Below are 19,230 nucleotides of genomic sequence, written 5' to 3' on the forward strand. Positions count from 1 at the left end.
TCTTCGATCAGTTCCATAGAATTTAAGTTGCGGAAATCAATTTCTAACGAAGTAATAAATCCCATTCCATTTCATAATGGCCACCATGGCCTCGAAATTCCACGACACCGGAAGCGCCATCAGGGACATTCCCCGGTGATGTCGATGCATCAAATTTCACATTAATGGGTTGTGGTGGAAAAAACTTGTCCTGGGCCCAACCGATTAATGCATTAATGGCACTACCTGCAAATCTCACAGCAATTAATGCTACAGCTGTGATTAAAGCACTTCCAAAGGCGTCTCCAAGTTTCTGCAAATTAATACCAGATCCGTCCGAATTTTCACCCGAAGTTTCCGTATCAGATGCAGCAATACTTTCTGTGGATCCGGTTACACGTAAGTTGCCACGTATCGATGCAGGGTTAAGTGAAAAGCGTCCTGCATTCATGCCTGTTAACTGTGGAATAGGACTTAAATATTTCGGAGTCGCTAAAGAACGGGCCTGATCGGGATTGATACTCAATTTTTGACTCAACTCCTTTTTCAATGCTTCCTCGTAATAATCTACAAACTTTTGCCATGCTTTTTCGAGTCCGTCTCCTCTGCGGATTTGGGATTCAATTAAAATTACTGAAAACCCCAATTCCGCTTCTCCTTCATACCCTGCAAGGTCAAGTGTCACCACTTCTTTAGGCGGATTGAATGTCTTAACATCCCCATCATCAAAGTCGGGATATATATCCACACGTCCACTATTGACAGTACTTCCCCTTAAGTCAGCAGAAAAAATAGCTGCTTTGATTTCGTCATTTCCAAATTTTTCTCGCCACTTTCCACCCATCTCATCAATACATTTAACACGTCGAATTCTGAATGTTGCTGAATTTGCCATAATTATTAGTTTTAAATTAAAGAATTAATTGACTGATGTAGTTATTCCTGTCCCGTATAATTGTTCGGAAATCATCCCGACTCGCAATTCCAAATCTAAACTAATTGCCATTCCTACATTATGACCATTCTTTCAAATAATGGTACTGAGGCGATACAGCCTTCGAATACTTGTAATATTCTTGCATAGCAAACCAAAACAAACCACTCAAAACACTGTATATCAATTTAATACACACACCATTATGTTTTCCAGTTATTGTTTTTTGAATCCGGAGGTAAATCGGGGTATTATCCAAAAACCAGGAATCGGAAACTGGAATTCATGATGTATCACTGGGAGTAGTATTCCATGACAACTCAGCTTTTATTGATTTGCCATAAATGGCCACCTTTTAAAAAATGATTTCCATTGGTCTTTAGATCTTATGGTAAAAAGATATCCGCCCCGCCAGGCTCTAACTACTAATTCATTATTTGCGCAAATCACTTGGGGTATACCCAAACTCTTCTCTAAAAGCCCGGCTAAACCAGGACGGATCACTAAATCCCACATCATAAGCAATCTCAGAAATTTGTTTATTGGTGGTTAAAATTTCTTCGCGGGCCTTTTGCAGTCGAACAAAACGAATAAATAAAGCTACGGATTTCCCGGAAAGTGCCTTGAGCTTTCGGTATAGTTGAGATTCACTAAGATGAAGTTCACGAGCCAGTTGGGCAGATCCGAAATTTTCACTAGCCATTGCATTGTGAATAGCTTTTAAGGCATTTTGTAAAAACTGAGTTCCCGGGTCCGGAGCTTTATGCCTGAGTAAACGGGAAAAGTCATCACTTTCAAATTTTCGGATCATTTTTTGTCGTTGGAGCACTAATTGGTCCAGTCTTGTAAATAACTCGGCTTTCACAAATGGTTTTACCAGGTAAGCATCTGCACCGTACATCAATCCCGTCAACCGGTCTTCTGTACTCGCCTTTGCCGTAAGCAGAATTATAGGTATATGATTGGTCCGATCATCCCCTTTTAGGGTTTTACATACCTCATAACCATCCATTTTAGGCATCATTACATCACAAATTATTATATCAGGCATTCTTCCAAACGCCATTTCCAATCCCGCCACGCCATCTGAAGCATGTAGCATCTCATATTTTCCTTTCAGGCAAATATTTAAATATTGTGAAACATCCATATTATCTTCTATTACCAAAACACTGTTTTCATCATTTGCAAGCTCTTCCTTAATATCGTATGTCTTCGAATCGTTATTTTCATTGGAAACCTGGATTCCGGGAGATACAGTGCCCGGTGCTCCCAAAGGATAATCATGTAAAACAGGTAATGTAACAACAAATTCACTGCCTGTTCCCAACGTGCTTTTTACACTAATGGATCCCTTCATCAAATTGACCAGTTCTTTGGTTAAGGCAAGACCTATTCCTGTTCCTTCACCTCTCCTTACTGCAGAAGTATCTTCCTGGTAAAAACGATCAAAAATGTGCGAAACCACGTTTTTATCCATCCCAATGCCAGTATCCTTCACTTTAATTACAAATAGATCTTTTTTCCCTTCCTTTTTATTCACATTCAAATGTAATATGATCTTTCCACCCGGGGAGGTGAATTTAATAGCATTTGATAATAAATTAGATATTATAGTGGACAATTTCTCAGGATCAACATCCATTAACAATTGATCTACTTCCTGGTATACGGTTAATGTCAGCATTGAATCCTTTGCTAAAGTCTGAAACCCCTCACATAAATACTTAATCAAAGCTATTACATCAACCTGGACGGGCTTTAATTGGAGATTTCCATTTTCAAGTTTAGCCAGATCAAGCATTTCATTAACGAGCTTCAATAAGTTCTCTCCATTCCTACGGATCATATTCAGGGATTCATTAGTTTGTATTGAAGCTTCTGAAGATGCTTTTTCCTGTAAATCATCTGCCATTCCCAAAATTACGGTAAGAGGTGTCCGAAATTCATGTGTTATATTAGCAAAGAAATGGTTTTTCATTCGATCCAATTCTTTCAATTCACTTGTTTGATCACGTAATTTTTTGGTTTGGGTTTCCAGTATCCGCTTTTGTTGAGAGATTTCTAATGTCCGCTTTTTTACTATTGCTTCTAAAGCCAGGTTCTTATTCTTTAATTGGTAGGATCGCCACCTAATTATCCATGAGACCAAAAAAACAATCAACAAAAAAGCTATTGAATATGCCCACCATGTCCGATACCATAGAGGTAAAATAACAAATGAAAATTGATCTTCCCTGCTGGTTTGTCCAAAAATATTTTTTGCAAGGACACGAAAAGTAAATTCCCCTTCAGGTAAATTGGTATAATCCTTTTGAGACTCAAAAGACCAATCAGACCAATCCGTATCATACCCCTCTAAAAAGTATTTAAACTGGTTAGAATTTTCCATTCGAAAATGGGGACCAGAAAATTGAAAGCGAAAACTGTTTTGTTTAATAGGTAATGGATTAGGGTAATGAAAACCGTGAGAACTTAGTCCTGAAAACAGGATGGAATCTCCATTCCAGATTACATTACGAATTAAAGCATTAAAGACGGTATCCCGATTTTCCTTAATGGCCAAATCATGTTGAATTAATCCATCTTTCCCTCCATACCAAACTACGTGATCAATATTTTCATATAGGATTCTTACATCCGATACATGCAAAATTCTTGCTTCTTTTAGATCTTCCATTTGATATTTACCTCTGCCCTTTTTCCAGGCAACCTTTCTGGAAGTTATTTCTCCATTCATTTTCAAAGCCACCCATATATTCCCTTGTTGATCAAGATATTTGATCTCAACCTCTTTATTCGATTCCCCCAATAATTCATTGATTCCGGTATCTAATACAAATGAATCAGAGAAACTATCATATCGAAAAATTTTGTCACTATATAATACGCTTGAGAACCGCAATTGATCATCAAAATAATATAAGTACCCTAAATCATCAGGCAAACCATCCTCGGTGCCATACGTCAGGACAGTAGGTTCTTTAAGACCTTTAGCTTCCTCTATACTATTAAAAACAACTTTATATATATGGTTTACATTCGTCTCAATCCACAAATCACCATTCAAAGTCTCAATTATCTTGTAATAATTACCCGACAAACCCGGAATACTACCTTCATCAATCCATTTTCCATCTTGATAATAAATTGCATTTACACCTGTTGTATGCCCAACAAAAATCCGATTGGAATCCAACTTAGAGCGAGTCATTGAATATACTTTCAACTCATCGGATACAACGGAAATGACCGTATTCTTTAATTGAAAAATACCTTCTTCTGTCCCAATTAATAATTGATCACCAAATTCCAGCAATTTTGAAACCCAATGATCCATCCCTTTGATCAACTCAAAATGAGAACTTCCCGTACCGATATCAGAATTTAAAACAAATAGTCCTCTGGTAGTACCAACATACAGTTTTCCATCAAACCGTTTAATAGCATCTACCGTTCCCTGAAGATTTTGATCCTTATTAAAAACGGAATAGGGAGAAGGATATTCAATTTTGGCAATCCCACCATTCATCGCAGCCCATAAAATATCCGAATGGTCCTGGTAAAGATCAAATATTCTCGGAAATTCCAAATGATCTTCCCCGTTCAAGATTAATTTTTGTCTTCCAGATTTATCAAGAAAAGCAATACCTCCCTGAAGGGTTCCCAAAGCATAGGTTGAATCACTAAGCAAAATTCCTCTGTTCAGTCCATTTGACTGCAAAAATTCATCCAATTCAGTCCTAAAAGGCTGAATTAAATTCCCATCCCAAAGGAAAAGGCCTTCTTCATAGGTCCCTATCAATATCCTTTTATTATCATAGGGAAGAATCGAAACAACTTCTTTATCTTTAAAAAAATCCGAATCAGTCAGTGATTTGAATCCCTTTTCGGTTAACCGCCAGATACCATCGGATACCGTAGCTGTCATCAGATGACCGTTGACTAGAAAAGAACGCAAAAAGACACTTTGTTTATCTTCCCAAATATCAAACTCATTTCCATTCCAATGAAATATGCCTTCTGGGCTACAAAAGAAAACACCGGGTCCCACTACAAAAACATCCCTTATAAGTGAAAATCCACCACCTACTCGTTCCAGGTCCGAAAGCAAAGAATGGTAGGTAACTTTACCTGCAGAATCCGACTCTAAATACCCTAATTCTTCCGCTGCCCCGACAAAAACCCTACCTTTAGAATCAGAATCCAATGAAAAAACAGCTCCCTGGTTGGGTAAAGAAATCAAATCCCAGCGAATACCATCATATACCAAGACCCCATCGGCATTTCCAAAATACATAATACCCAAAGAATCTCGCAAAGAGGTCCAGTTTTGGTCATAAGCATTGTATTTACTCGGCAAATAGTGTTCTATAAAGGGAATTCCCCTTTCCTCTTTTCTTGTATGTGGAATTTCTTCCTTCGCTTCCTGTGCCACCAGTCCCCCCATGGTAATAACTATATTTACCAACCATATAAAGAATACTATCTTAAAATTAAAGATTTTCACAGGCTAATAAATATAATAATAATTGTTAAAAAACAATTATTTATTTTGAAACTATAAATCCAAACTTATATAAATATTTCCCTCTATCCATACTTTCACAAATGGGTTTGGCACCACCAAGGTAAGTGCCAATAGATTTCTGCTTCCTATTTCTGACCGGATCCATTCCTTTTTCCCCTTAAAAGGATGATTCCTTACTTAACCTGAGCTAGACGAATAATTATAGGATCGAAGGTAGCGGAAAGGGAATATTCAAGGAAGTTTTCTGAAGCTATATCGTGATAAAGGGAAGGAAGGGAATGCTGTAGATTCGTCTTCTCGGTCCAAGCTTGAGAATTTGCATTTTGGACTTATCACTTGAAATCAGCGATCTTCCTCCTAAAAGGAACTCTAAATAGTTCCCTATGTATTCGCCCCTTTTAGTCGAGCCTGCCTTTTCTCTAGTGCTCTGAATCCTAATAATTCATAGAACCCAGATTACTTAGTAATTACAACTACCGCGATTAAAAATTAAAGTTTTATGCCCTTGCCAACAATACATTAAACTATTGTAGACCGGAAACGGTATACTACCAACAGATCCTTCATTACTTTTTTGTTACGATAACGTGAACTCGATGAGATTTTGGGGTGATAAATATTTAAAATAATTAATATTTATGTATTTGATATATAGAAATGTGTGAGCAATATTTCGTATATTAAAGTAAGCAAACCAAATATAAAAAAGATGCTCACACCTGATGAAATTACTGAAATTTATTGTATCGTTGATGATTTTTGCCTTGAAATTGACCAACTGGTAGCGAAAGAGGCTCAATTTCATGTCAATTATTCTGCTTATTCACTTTGTCCTAGTGAAGTTATTTGCTTGCTGATTTGTTTTCAACATTCCGGCTTCCGTAATTTAAAGAGGTTTTACATTGATTTTGCCCAGCAGTATTTGACCAGAGAATTTCCTGATTTACCCTCGTACAATCGTTTTGTTGAATTACAAGCTATGAGTGTTTATCACCATATCCTATTCACCAAAATCTGTTGTTGCCAGAGCTGTGATGGGATTTCTTCTTTTATTGATTCTTTTCCTCTAGCCGTTTGTCATAATAAACGAATTGGGCAACATCGTGTTTTTAAAAACATAGCCCAGAGAGGACACACTTCTATGGGGTTTTTCTATGGATTCAAAGGACATATTATCATCAATTCTCAGTGCGAAATCATTGATTTTCTGATTACTACAGGCAATATATCGGATAATCACGAGTCTGTACTAAAACCCTTATGCCGGACGATCTTTGGGCGTATCTTCGGAGATAAAGGGTATCTGATCAATGCAGAAAAAATGGCTTATTTTATGAATCTGGGGGTACGCTTTATTTCCAAGATCAGAAAAAATATGAAAAACAAACTGATGAATATACAAGATAAATGGCTCCTCAAACAACGATCTATCGTAGAAACAGTTATTGACCAGCTCAAAAATATTTACCAAATTCATCACACCCGACATCGGAGTCCTGTCAATTTCATCAACAATTTCCTCTCAGCTATTGGGGCCTATTTCTTTAAACCGCAAAAACCAAAATTGAGACGAAAATCTTACAAAAATTCTTCGCATTCAGCTCAACAACTCCTCATTCAGTTCTAATTCCCGTCGAACTGACGTTACGATAATAATAACACCGTACTTTCCCCGACTACCATATTTAATTAATTCATGGGGCCTATTCATGATTCGGATAGATATAACGGCATTCATATCCACCCGCTCATTAGCCTGGAAATAATCATTACCAACTGGAAGACCATCTATGACATATAAGGGACTATATTCCGGGAAATTTCTAAAGCGTGTAAGATTAACATCTGCTTTTGTCCCCGTACCTTTCACTGTCAAAGAAGGGTGAAACCGAAGCGCTTCAGCGAGGTTGGTATATTTATTATAATTCTTGGATACCTGCGGGTATCCATCCCTGGTTAATGAAGGGTGACAAGCACCAATAATACCAAGTAAAGTGAAACTAATAAATAAAGCTTTCATGATTGATACATTTTATTGTGAATTAATATCACAAATAAAATAAGGCCCCTTCATTAATGCTGTCACCTGGTATTCCTTAAATGGAAGTATTTGATTATTGTCAAACAAAAATGTAAATATTTATTCATTGCTTTAAGCACTTCACACACAAAATCTTAACTATCAAAGACTTACATCTTTCACCAAATAGCATAAAAATGTATCAATACAATTGAATTAGTGAATGGTAAATGTGTTGAGATCCCCCATGATTCGATAAAATAATGACTATTACTACCTACAATAGATTTGTAATTCTGATTCAGGCTTATAAAATAAATTAAAAGAATCACAAATTTCAACTCAATATATTCCAAAGTCTTATGGTCCGGTCATCCCCAGCGGAAATAAGGGTATTGTGTTCACTTGACCAGGCCAAAGAATTTACTGAGTTCATATGAGCATTTTCCAATTCCCCCCACTTAATGGTAGAAATAGGACTAAAATCCTTTCTGCTCCAACACCTAATGGATTTATCACGGCTAGCGGTAAACATCCAATTGTTTGTCAGCAATATATCATTTATTGTAAACCAATGAGCATCAATACTTTCTTCCAGTGTATATTGGTTCTGCGGGCTCCATATTTTCAACTTGGCATCCATCCCCCCGGTCAATAGCTTATCATCGCAATACAAAAGGCTAAATATCGAGCGATCGTGTGCGTTCTCAATAATTCGTTTAACATACAATGAATGAAAATCAACGATGTAAACATTGCCATCAGAACTTCCTACGGCCAAATCAAGGGTGTTTTTATTAATGTCATGGCACCTAATGGGCTTTGCCGTCAAATGGACAATCTCATCTTTGACAAAATCAGACAATCTCCACCGGATAATTTTACCATCACCGCCAAGGGAATAAATATACTGCTGGGTTGAAAAAAGACTAAATATTCCGGATGAATGGGCCTTTTCTTTGAACACAACATCCTTTGTATTCTTGTCAATTACATAGAAATTCCCCTGAAAGGTCCCGACCAAAAAGTAATGGTCCGAAACAAAAAAAGAAAAAATCTGGTCAGGAACTTTGGCCAAAAGCTGGCCGTCACCATTTTCAAACGGATTCCATTCCACGATCCACCCCTCCCCACCTACTGAATATAATATCCCGGAGTTGGGTTCATAAACTAATTTATAAATAGAACTTTTATGCCCCTCAAGTATTTTTGTATTTTGGATATTCATTGAGTTATTATTCAAATTTAAAAGCTAATTATTTGCCGATTATAAATGTAGAACAGTTTGACCGCGATACCAAAATACTGATCTGGCATATTTTGGAAAATGACCTCTTTTTCATAGAGAAGTTATTACCACAATTCAGAGAGAAAAGGAACTGGGAAGATATGCGTCCCAAAAGAAAATCGGAATGGTTAGCCTCACGATATTTACTTCAGCTCGGCCTTCCTTCTGGCTTGAGGGTTAAAGACTTGACCAAAGATGAATACGGATGTCCCTATCTGCCCAAAGAAAAAATCTTCTGTGGCATATCCCATACTGAAAATTATACAGCCGTCGTTTTGTCCAAAAACAGAGTAGGTTGCGATATAGAAAGATTTAAACCCAAAATAAAAAGAATAGCGTCTAAATTCCTCACTGACAATCAATTGGAATGGGTCCAGGGAGATAAAGAATTAGCTAAAATGCACTTAATCTGGGGAATAAAGGAAAGTGCCTTCAAAACCTGGGGCAAAAGGAATATCGATTGGAAAAGAGATATACTAATTGACCCGATAAAGTCCGTTGATTACCGAGGTGAAATTTCCGGGCAAATCGGTTCTCAGCAAGTTGAAAAAATAACCTATTTCGGCCATTATTTATACCATCCACAATTTGTATTCGTTTGGACAAAAGAAACTTAATTCCGGAAATGAATAAAAAGGTAAAAACGTACCTATACCTCTTAGCAGGTATAATTCTTGTTGTAGGGTGCTCACCCAGTGAGAATAAATCTGACAATCGGGAACATATTATTACTTCCAATAAAGCTCCTGAAGACTTTCAGGAATTCTATATTAATTTTCATACTGATACCAACTACCAATTATCCCACATTACTTTTCCCCTTCAGGGACAACCTACAATTGATACAAGTACTATTAATGGGGTGTCTTTCAGATGGAAAAAGGAAGACTGGAAATGGCATTCCCTGGACAATTTTGATGCAAATCTGTATGAAGTCACCAGAAACATAATTGACTCTACTCTCATAGCCGAAACTATTCGTGAAAAAAAATCAGGAATGGGCATTAAAAGGCGATTCGCAAGATTTAACGGAGAGTGGTTTTTAATATATTACTCTGCTATGAATCCATTACAATAAATGTAACGTCGCTAAATTGACTTCGTACCAGATTTTCTCAAAGTAAAACCAAACGTGGTACCTACTCCCGGGGTTGACCGCACATTGATAGGTTCATTATGCGCTTCCAAAATGTGCTTGACAATAGACAATCCAAGGCCAGAACCACCTTCCTTTCTTGACCTACTTTTATCCACCCTGTAAAATCGGTCAAATAAATGCCTTAGATGCTTTTGTTCCACCCCAATACCATTATCTGACACTTCTACAAGTATATAGGTATCCATATCATAAAAACCTACATTGGTTTTACCATCTTCTTTACCATATTTTATAGAATTGCTTATCAGGTTATTCAGCACCGTACGAATGGATTCGCGATCAGCAGTTACATTAAAGGGTATGGCAGCTCCATCTTTAAAATTTAATTTGATATTCTTATTTCTAGCCTTAAGTTCCAGGTCGTCAAAAACCTCAGATGCCAAAGTCCTGATGTCAAAATTTTGCATTTCCAGGATCATCTTTCCGGATTCCAATTTAGAAATAACATCCAGATCCTCTATAACTGTTATAAGTCTTTCTACATTTTGACCAGCTTTGCTCAAATACAGTTCATTAATATTATCATCCCGGAGCCCTCCATCCAACAAAGTATGAATATACCCTTGAATATTAAATACCGGTGTTTTCAATTCATGAGCTACATTTCCTATATATTCACGACGATAATTTTCAAGCATTTTAAGGTCCTCTATCTCTTTTTGTTTTTGAGCAGTCCACTCTTTAACCTCCAATTCAACATGGTCAAAGACATTAGAGTCAACATCAATCTCCGGTTCAATACCTTTTTTAATTTTACCCACGCGAAAATCTCTTATATTTTTATAAATCAATTTGATTTTTCTAAAAATAAACTTTTGAACTACTAATAAAATAATGAAGTAAGAAAACAAGAGTGAACCACCAAATAATATCAAATAATTTATCCAGCGATAATCAAAATTGAAAAATTGTACAATTACCAATAATAAGATTGATTCAACTAATGATATTATCAGTGCGGTATATATGGCAATTTGCCTTGGCGTAATATTTTTAAACATTATTAAAAATCAAATTTATAACCGATCCCCTTTACGGTTTTGATATATTGGTCACCAATTTTTTCCCGTAACTTGCGAATATGGACATCTATGGTTCTATTACCGACAATAACATCGGCACCCCAAATTTTACGAAAAATTACTTCACGAGAAAAAACCTTTCCCGGTTTTGACATTAAAAGAGCCAAAATTTGAAATTCTTTTCGGGGAAGCTCTAGTTCCTCTCCCAATTTCTTAACAATAAATGTCTCCTCATCCAATTCAAGATCACCTAATTTTATGTGGACCGGAGCTGCACTTTGTTCCTTGAACTTATTTGATCGCCTGAGTAAGGCATGGATACGGCTGATCAGCACAGAAGGCTTAATAGGTTTGTTAATAAAATCGTCGCCACCGATATCGAGGGAAGAAGTATGGATATAATCCTCATCCCTGGCTGTCAAAAAAGCAACTATCGTATCATTGAATCTTTCATCCTGCCGTATTTGTTTACATACCTCTACACCATCCATTTCGGGCATCATTATGTCCAAAATGATTAGATCAGGCTTTTCAATATTCGCTGTTTTTAGCGCATCCTTGCCATTTGAAGCCGTAAAAACCTGAAAATCTTCCTTTTTCAAATTGTATGAAACGAATTCCAAAATATCTTCCTCATCATCTACTACCAGAATACTCGGTTTGTAATCACTCATGTTAATTCTATGTTTATGTTAGCAAAGGTAATAGCTGTAATGTTAAATCAGGGTTAAGAATACGTTACCTATATTCCCAGTTCCATTTGCTTTCGCTCTAATTCATCCATTTTATCTTTGAGATCTGTGTAAATACTTTCATAAAGTTTGGAGTTTTGTATGACTTCATCTACTAATTGCTGAAATTCCGATGGATTCAAACCATATTTCGTTTCTAAAATTTTAAAATACTCATTCTTTAGATCTTCATCCTTTTCCACTTGACGGTTGTACACAATACCCAACGTATGAGCATCTGCAAAAACATCAAGCAGCTCGTCATAGGTAAACCTATCCACGACATAATTTTTACATCCAAAAGAAAGAAATAGTAAAAAAATAATTAAGACACGCATCTACTGGGATAATATTTTTGGTGTAATAAAGTTAATCAATTTTGTATTCCGAACATCTACTTCTTTCCAATGGTTGCATTTTGATTCAAATTGTCCAAAAAAACAAGTTGGTGTTTTTTTATACTCATCAAGCAGCATGAGAAATTCACCCACCCCTGGGTTGTGAGTAAAAAAAGCAATTTGGGAATATGTATCGTCCTGCCTGTTAATCACTTCCCATATTTTCTCTCCTGACGGTAAATACAAATCAGCAGTATTTTCCCTTTCTACCATTTGATAATCCAGCGTTTCATAAAATAATTGCTCCGTCTCCAAAGCCCTTTTCGCAGATGAAGAAATAAATGCTTCACAAGTAAAACCATTGTCCTTCAGGAAAGAACTTACAAGTACGGCTTCTTCCTTCCCTCTTTGGTCAAGGGTTCTTTCAAAATCCGAATTAAATTCCAGACCGTGCTTCGATTTCGCGTGCCTTATTAAATAAAAGGTTTTCATTCTCTGTATATTTTGGTAACTTTATGCATTAGTTTATTAAAATTAAACAAATAATAATAAGGGCATAATATAAGGGACTGTAATGAGTTGTATAAACACATTACAACTAAATTCTAACCCGGTGAAATCAATTGGTAGATAACTATGGAATATACCGCCAAATTATCCCGGAAACTAATTTAATCAATACGTAATTAATTCTAAAGGTATGGGAAAGCGGCTGGACGTCCAGTCTTTATTGGAAAAATGCAGCAAATCAGAAATCGATCGGTTTCTTAAGTTGCGATTTGCAAAAAATAAAGTTTTGGAATCCGATTTCCTGGTCCATTTCGCTGCCTCCTTCGATCTTGATGACCAACATTTAACTCAAATCATTAAAAGAGTCGAACGCACATTACCCAAAGTATTATCTAAAATAACTGTAAAGAAGGCAAATAAAGCCCATGATTATATCACCAATTTAATTGAACAAGCCAGAGATTGTATTTATGCCAAAAATTTTAATCAGTCGTTTTTGCTATTATCAAACCTTACTCCTTTATTAGACAGAATTATTCCCGAAATACCTCCTAAGTATAATTTTGATCCATTTTTGAGTGAAGTTTACAGGTTGTTTGATCTATTGTATAATGAATCACCCGCCCGACCGCTAAAAACAAAGATTGAAAAACATCTAAAGGATATTATTTCGGATCAGGAGGGCATTATAACAGATAGAAAATACAACCCTTATGCCCTGATATGCAAAATGAATCCTAAAGCATATGCTGACCTGGGTTTTGACCTACTCGAGAAAAAATTAACTTCGGAATCAAATTCAAGAAAAAAATGGATTGAAACCTATATAGATTTATTGGTCCAACACAAAGAATGGTCACGTCTGAATTCTGCTGTAAATAATCATTCGAATGAAAATCATATTTTCAAATCCATTTTAGTCCACAGCGAAACTGCTAAATTTCCCAATTCATCTCTTCAAATTTTAAAGGACACCTATTTTAATAATCCTAACCGGGGAATAAAAAATACGATTTACTATATACTCACGAACCAAAAAGAGGCTGGAGATCTCATTGTAGGTATAAGTCTCGAAGAATACTATGAATCGGGAGATCTTTCCGTAATTCATAAAATTGAAAACACTTTTCCGTCTTCTGATCAATTGTTGGAAAAATTCACAGAATATTATAAAGATAACGAAAATTTAGATCCCAGGCTCTTTTATAAATTACTTCTGGAATACAATAAACATGATGAATTAATTTATCAACTTCAGCATGAACAGGATATTTTTATATACCTGGACTATATTAGCTCCCTTTATTCTCATTTTCCCGATCAAATTAAGGACCATACCTGGAATTTGACCCACACATACTTATCCACACATTTTGGAAGGCCGGCCCTTATATGGCTCAATAAAGTAATAAATGCAATGGACAGGAATAACATATCCTCTCTTCAAAACCATATAATGACCAATATCAAAAAAACATTTGGACACCGAAGGCATTTCCAGAAATTAATGAAAGAAATAGCATAAATGAAAATAGCTCTTTGGGTTATTGGAAAAACTAAATCCATCCATTTCAAAAAAGGGATCGAAGACTACCGGAAACGGGTTAAGAGATTTCATACTATTGAATTTATAGATATTGAAATTAAAGGAAAGTCAAAAAATCCCGAAGCACTTAGGAAAATTGAAAGTGAAAAAATACTTTCTCGCCTGAAACCTTCAGACTTTTTGGTCTTATTAGATGAAAAAGGAGAAAGTCTCTCTTCCATGGAACTATCGACATTCCTGAAGAAAAGAATGCTCATCGGAAATCAGGATTTAATTTTTTTAATCGGCGGCCCTTTTGGATTTGATGAATCTGTCTATCTTCGCGCTCAAATGAAACTAAGCCTTTCCAAAATGACATTTCCGCATGAAATGGCCAAATTAATTTTTGCAGAACAATTGTACAGGGCTTTTTCCATATTACATAACAGTTCATACCACCACGAATAATGTTTATAACGAAGGGAATTTGTATTATTATTTTCTGTATATCTGTCTGGGCCTGGAACAACGACAGGATGTTCAACTCATTAATGCACTATCCGTATCAAGAATCCAGAGACCGCTCTTACTACCGGTTATTCACTTCTATCTTTTTACACGGAAGCTGGCTACATTTATTGGTCAACTTGTTTGTTTTATGGTCTTTCGGGGAAGCAATTGAATACCAATTCTCAATGATCTTTGGCAACGTAATCGGAGGTGCATTGTTCACAGCCTTATTTATAGTTTCCGGTATTTTAGCCGATATAGCTACCATGAAAAAACATAGTAACAATCCCAATTTTAGCTCAGTGGGAGCTTCGGGATCTATTTCGGGAATTATGTTTGCCTATGTTTTATTCTTCCCATGGGAAAAACTCTATCTATATGGATTTATCCCAATCCCCGGCATCATCGCTGCCGGCTTATACCTTTGGTACTCCAGTTATGCGGCTAAAAAAGAGGGCGGAAGAATAGATCATAACGCGCATATGTATGGGGCATTGGCAGGACTCATTTTTACCATTATAATTTATCCAAAGATACTACCTTTATTTTTTGATCAATTACTTTCTGTTTTCTAATGCTGTAGTATCTATCGACATAATTAGAAATTTATAGCAAGTTTATCAAAGCCATGAACCAGGTATTTTGTGACAAAAATTACAATCACAAAAATCACAAATCCAGTAAATTCACCCAAAGGTGCGTAATCCCTTCCCCGGATCCCTTTAACCATTTTGAGATAAATCACCATAACCACCATTTCAATAAAATGCGCCAGGACTGTGGCAAATATCAACCCCGAGACTCCAAATATCTCGTGAAGGTAGTAGCTTAAGAATAAATTCAATCCTAATTCCATCAACGAAATTACAATTAAACCAACATACAATTTATGTCCTATTAAAACAGACCGTGGAAATATAACGCGGACGACTACAATGGTCAAATACATATCAAAGATTACAGACGATTGGATATAGTCTGCACTATAAAAAGACTTATACAGGGTATTGCTAAATATCATCAACAATACATACAATATTCCGAAACTGTAAATAAACCTTCTGCTACCCTTTTTTATACGCGCCATTCCCATTTCCTTATCGGAGGATAAATATCCCAACATGGCCGTGCCAAAAGCAGCATTCAGAATAATAAATAAAGGAAATTCACGGGCTCCATACCTAAATAGGGCAAACGCCTCTCCATTACCGTAAAAATACTGGACCCACCAGCTATCCGACCAAAGGCTCAAAGCTGCTATTGCCTGAATGAAAAGCAAAACTGAAAACCCTTTGAAATGAATTTTTACATTTTGAAACCTTCTTAGATCAACATGAAGTTTATATTCTCTTATCCAAAAAAGGAAATATAATCCGCCTACTACAGCTAATACCTGGAATACCTGATACAATTCTATTCCTTCAATTGCAAAAAGAGAAAAAACTACCAGGTACGAGAAAAAAAAAGACAAACCAAAGCAGTACATTTTAAACACTTTCCCCTCGAGAAAATATTTTAATGCCACCAGATAGCTTCCATGAAAAACAAAATGAAACCCAATAAAAAAATAAAATCCTCTGGGCAGCTCATTAAATCCCAACAACTGTATGAAAAAATCTCCGCAAAAATATATAGCCAGGAATAAAATAAATGACAAAACAAAAACAAAGATGGAATATCTTCTAAATAATAGTAATCGCCTGTTGCTTTCCTGACCACCAGATTGAAGTAAAAAGGATTGAAATACCCCATTGGTCCAGACCCCCGTTAAAATAGAAGCAATAAATAATACGTATTCATAACTTCCTATCGTTGAATTACTCACACCTACTTTTACCAAAAGTACAGAAACCAGGAATACAGCTGCAAACCGAATAACCTGTATAATTTGGAGTGCAAACGAGGGATCCTGAATTCTTTCGACCACTTGATTGATTCTGAGCAAACGCAATTATATATTAATTTTCAGGTAAAAACAATTGATAAATAATCATAATATATTATATTTGTAAAAATACTATATCGACATGACAATTATAAGACTTTTTGCGGTATTGATTCCCATTTCTCTATTTCCCCAGCTGGAAGTCACAGCACAAACCTCTCAGTTAGAAGTCACCATATTAAATAATGAAGATCCAGTTATTATACATACCCTGGATGAAGGACAAACAATATACGGCATTTCCAAAACCTATAATCTGGAAATTAATACGCTTATGGATGCCAATCCCATGCTGGAAACAGACAACCTCAAAATAGGACAGGATATAATTGTTCCTATTCAAAGAAGCGAAATTTGTTATTTGGGAAATAAATGTCCAGAAATGAAGAATGTACAATTAATATACAATGTAAAGCATAAGGACAATTTATTCCGAATTTCCCGGATATACTTCGATACAGATATTGATATTATTAAACGAAAAAACAATATCAAAGGAAATACCCTATCCCCCGGAACAAAACTGAATATTGGAAGAATTGCCTATTCCGATTATCTGGACTCTTATCTTAAGCCCGAACACGTAGAAATAGTAGCCCAGGTGACGCCAAGTGAAGCGGAAATAATTGATACAAATAAAATTGTACATGAGCCGATAGTAGATGTTTCAAAGGAAAAGGAACACGATACCGAACAACAAGAAGTTACTTCAATAGAAAGCGAAGTTAAATTGGATCCTTTAGGACCCAATAATGCAAAAAAAGTAGAAAAACAACTGGAAGATCAATGGGCTTCCGCCCCTTCCCGGAATGAGACCATCGAAGACAAGAACATGATCTCAGAAGGAGCCACGGGATATTGGAATAAAAACCAAAGCTCTAAGAAGGGATTCTTCATATTGCATAAGTCACTACCCAATAACACCCAGGTTCAAATAACTAATCCGGTAACCAATAAAACGGTTTCTGCTAAAGTAGTCGGGAATATCCCAGATAATATATATGCGCCTGAAATAGAAATGGTAGTGACTTCAGAAGTAGCCAGTGCAATAGGAATATTAGACAAAAAGTTTTTTGCAAGAATTAGCTACCCCAAAGACTTATCCATGAGTAGTCTGAATGAATAGTTTCCATGTCACAATACAATAAGGATTCCTTTTGATTTTTGAAAAAACAAATATCAATGAATCCTGAATGTATGATTCCAACAAACATCGGCCTTTTATTATCGAAAAAATAATATCTAAACTTTTGATTTAAAACATTTAAAGTTTCTCGAATAAATTTATTTTTTAATTTTGTGGCCTGAATTACAATCAATCTTTCTATATGAGTGCCAAAGTATTTGACAATATCTTAGAAACAATTGGAGATACTCCTCTTGTAAAAATCAACAGACTGTTCCCAGATGTTAAAGCTACTATCTATGCCAAGGTAGAATACTTTAACCCCGGCCATTCTATCAAGGACAGAATCGGAATAAAAATGATTGAAGATGCTGAGAATGCTGGTTTACTCAAACCCGGTGGTACTATAATCGAATGTACATCCGGAAATACAGGAATGGGTATCGCCCTTGCATCCATCGTAAAAGGTTATAATTGCATATTCACGACTAATGATAAACAATCTAAGGAGAAGTTAGACCTGTTGCGAGCATTGGGAGCGGAGGTAGTAGTTTGTCCTACTGATGTTTCTCCGGAAGATTCAAGATCCTATTATTCGGTCGCGGAAAAATTGAATAATGAAATACCCAATTCTTACTGGTGCAACCAATACGACAATTTAAGTAATCGGGAAGCACACTATCTTTCTACAGGACCCGAGATATGGGAACAAACCGAGGGCCGAATTACACACTTCGTCGTACCTGTCGGCACCGGAGGAACAATATCCGGTACCGCAAAATATCTAAAAGAAAGAAATCAGGATGTAAAAATTTGGGGGATTGATTCCTATGGTTCCATATTCAAAAAATATAAAGAAACCGGAATATTTGACAAAAATGAAATTTTTCCGTATTTGTTAGAGGGTGTGGGGGAAGATATTATTCCTGAAAATGTAGAATTTGATTTAATTGATTTATTTGAAAAAGTCTCTGATAAGGATGCTGCCATCATGGCCAGAAAACTGGCACGGGTCGAAGGTATTCTCGCAGGCTATTCATCCGGATCAGCTATGCAAGGTATAGAACAATTAAAGGATCAGCTCAAAGAAGGTGATATCGTAGTTGCCATACTTCACGATCACGGTAGTCGATATATTAATAAAGTATACAATGACGACTGGATGACCGACAGAGGATTTTTGCAAAGAGGTAAAAAAGTAAGGCACATAATTGAAGCTAAATCCAATACGGAATTAATCAAAGTAACGCCTGATGAATTATTAAAAAATGTATTAAACAAAATTACTGAAACCGGAATCTCTCAAATGCCGGTGTTCCAAAACGGGACATTGCTGGGGTCTATCCACGAAAATGATATATTAATGTACGTAATGGGAGATGAAAGCAAGCTTCAAAATTCAGTTGACAAAGTAATGCAGGATCCTTTTCCAATTGTGGAATACGATAGAGATGTAAGTGAAGTCGTCAAACTTCTTTCACGAAAAAACCCCGCTATAATGACCCGGGATAGAAGTGGCCAGTACCATATTGTAACAACTTATGATCTCGTAAAAAATTTAAACGATTAATTTTCGTTATCAGTACTACTGTATTTATCGGATGCTATATTC

At 36.1% G+C, this 19,230-nt stretch carries 17 protein-coding genes; 8 read left to right on the forward strand and 9 right to left on the reverse strand.

The window, feature by feature from the left end; all coding sequences use genetic code 11:
• Nucleotides 1-43: 43 nt before the first annotated feature.
• Together LVD47_RS17535 and LVD47_RS24130 are read right to left on the reverse strand one after the other, a co-directional pair.
• Nucleotides 44-874: a hypothetical protein gene (locus LVD47_RS17535; protein ID WP_236979251.1), complete on the reverse strand. Its 831-nt coding sequence runs from the start codon at nt 872-874 to the stop codon at nt 44-46.
• Nucleotides 875-1,346: 472 nt separating this feature from the next.
• Entirely contained in the window at nt 1,347-5,423 is a 4,077-nt protein-coding gene (locus LVD47_RS24130) for an ATP-binding protein (RefSeq protein ID WP_236979254.1), read from the reverse strand.
• A gap of 730 nt (nt 5,424-6,153) precedes the next feature.
• On the opposite strand from LVD47_RS24130, the gene LVD47_RS17545 reads away from it, so the two are divergent.
• Nucleotides 6,154-7,071: an IS982 family transposase gene (locus LVD47_RS17545; protein WP_236979256.1), complete on the forward strand. Its 918-nt coding sequence runs from the start codon at nt 6,154-6,156 to the stop codon at nt 7,069-7,071.
• Here LVD47_RS17545 and LVD47_RS17550 read toward each other — a convergent pair.
• A complete protein-coding gene (locus tag LVD47_RS17550; protein ID WP_236979258.1) occupies nt 7,042-7,464 on the reverse strand; it encodes a TonB-dependent receptor in 423 nt (140 codons plus the stop codon). The genes LVD47_RS17545 and LVD47_RS17550 overlap by 30 nt on opposite strands.
• Before the next feature lie 337 nt (nt 7,465-7,801).
• Entirely contained in the window at nt 7,802-8,692 is an 891-nt protein-coding gene (locus LVD47_RS17555) for a WD40 repeat domain-containing protein (protein WP_236979260.1), read from the reverse strand.
• Nucleotides 8,693-8,724: 32 nt separating this feature from the next.
• On the opposite strand from LVD47_RS17555, the gene LVD47_RS17560 reads away from it, so the two are divergent.
• Complete coding sequence (locus LVD47_RS17560) at nt 8,725-9,369, forward strand: 4'-phosphopantetheinyl transferase family protein (protein ID WP_236979262.1); 645 nt, start codon at nt 8,725-8,727, stop codon at nt 9,367-9,369.
• An 8-nt stretch (nt 9,370-9,377) separates the two neighbouring features.
• The gene (locus tag LVD47_RS17565; RefSeq protein ID WP_236979264.1) at nt 9,378-9,830 is read left to right on the forward strand and encodes a DUF4348 domain-containing protein; all 453 of its coding nucleotides are present in this window, start codon (nt 9,378-9,380) and stop codon (nt 9,828-9,830) included.
• Nucleotides 9,831-9,841: 11 nt separating this feature from the next.
• Here the strand turns inward: LVD47_RS17565 and LVD47_RS17570 are convergent, their stop codons facing one another.
• The 4 genes from LVD47_RS17570 to LVD47_RS17585 form a co-directional block, all read right to left on the reverse strand.
• Complete coding sequence (locus LVD47_RS17570) at nt 9,842-10,912, reverse strand: sensor histidine kinase (protein ID WP_236979266.1); 1,071 nt, start codon at nt 10,910-10,912, stop codon at nt 9,842-9,844.
• Between the two features lie 2 nt (nt 10,913-10,914).
• Entirely contained in the window at nt 10,915-11,607 is a 693-nt protein-coding gene (locus LVD47_RS17575) for a response regulator transcription factor (protein WP_236979268.1), read from the reverse strand.
• Nucleotides 11,608-11,675: 68 nt separating this feature from the next.
• Nucleotides 11,676-11,945, reverse strand: coding sequence for a hypothetical protein (locus tag LVD47_RS17580; RefSeq protein ID WP_236979269.1), 270 nt, complete (start codon nt 11,943-11,945; stop codon nt 11,676-11,678).
• A gap of 57 nt (nt 11,946-12,002) precedes the next feature.
• A complete protein-coding gene (locus tag LVD47_RS17585) occupies nt 12,003-12,494 on the reverse strand; it encodes a SixA phosphatase family protein (RefSeq protein WP_236979270.1) in 492 nt (163 codons plus the stop codon).
• A 208-nt stretch (nt 12,495-12,702) separates the two neighbouring features.
• Here LVD47_RS17585 and LVD47_RS17590 point away from each other — a divergent pair, with 208 nt between their 5' ends.
• Genes LVD47_RS17590 through LVD47_RS17600 form a run of 3 tightly spaced genes read left to right on the forward strand, consistent with a single transcriptional unit; the run spans nt 12,703 to nt 15,122 of the window.
• Entirely contained in the window at nt 12,703-14,037 is a 1,335-nt protein-coding gene (locus LVD47_RS17590; protein WP_236979271.1) for a hypothetical protein, read from the forward strand.
• Complete coding sequence (locus tag LVD47_RS17595) at nt 14,038-14,505, forward strand: 23S rRNA (pseudouridine(1915)-N(3))-methyltransferase RlmH (RefSeq protein WP_236979272.1); 468 nt, start codon at nt 14,038-14,040, stop codon at nt 14,503-14,505.
• Entirely contained in the window at nt 14,505-15,122 is a 618-nt protein-coding gene (locus LVD47_RS17600) for a rhomboid family intramembrane serine protease (protein WP_236979273.1), read from the forward strand. The genes LVD47_RS17595 and LVD47_RS17600 overlap by 1 nt, the downstream gene beginning before the upstream one ends.
• A gap of 23 nt (nt 15,123-15,145) precedes the next feature.
• On the opposite strand, the gene LVD47_RS17605 is transcribed toward LVD47_RS17600, so the two are convergent.
• Nucleotides 15,146-16,498, reverse strand: a complete 1,353-nt coding sequence (locus tag LVD47_RS17605; RefSeq protein ID WP_236979275.1) for an MATE family efflux transporter — start codon at nt 16,496-16,498, stop codon at nt 15,146-15,148.
• A 76-nt stretch (nt 16,499-16,574) separates the two neighbouring features.
• Here LVD47_RS17605 and LVD47_RS17610 point away from each other — a divergent pair, with 76 nt between their 5' ends.
• Both LVD47_RS17610 and LVD47_RS17615 read left to right on the forward strand, forming a co-directional pair.
• Nucleotides 16,575-17,618 (forward strand): LysM peptidoglycan-binding domain-containing protein, encoded by a 1,044-nt coding sequence (locus LVD47_RS17610; RefSeq protein ID WP_236979277.1) that lies wholly within the window; start codon nt 16,575-16,577, stop codon nt 17,616-17,618.
• A gap of 202 nt (nt 17,619-17,820) precedes the next feature.
• Nucleotides 17,821-19,188 carry a pyridoxal-phosphate dependent enzyme gene (locus LVD47_RS17615; protein WP_236979279.1) on the forward strand — a complete coding sequence of 456 codons (1,368 nt, stop codon included), beginning with the start codon at nt 17,821-17,823 and terminating at the stop codon, nt 19,186-19,188.
• Nucleotides 19,189-19,230: the final 42 nt, after the last annotated feature.

It is taken from the genome of Membranihabitans maritimus (genome assembly GCF_021729145.1).
Classification (GTDB): domain Bacteria; phylum Bacteroidota; class Bacteroidia; order Chitinophagales; family Saprospiraceae; genus Membranihabitans; species Membranihabitans maritimus.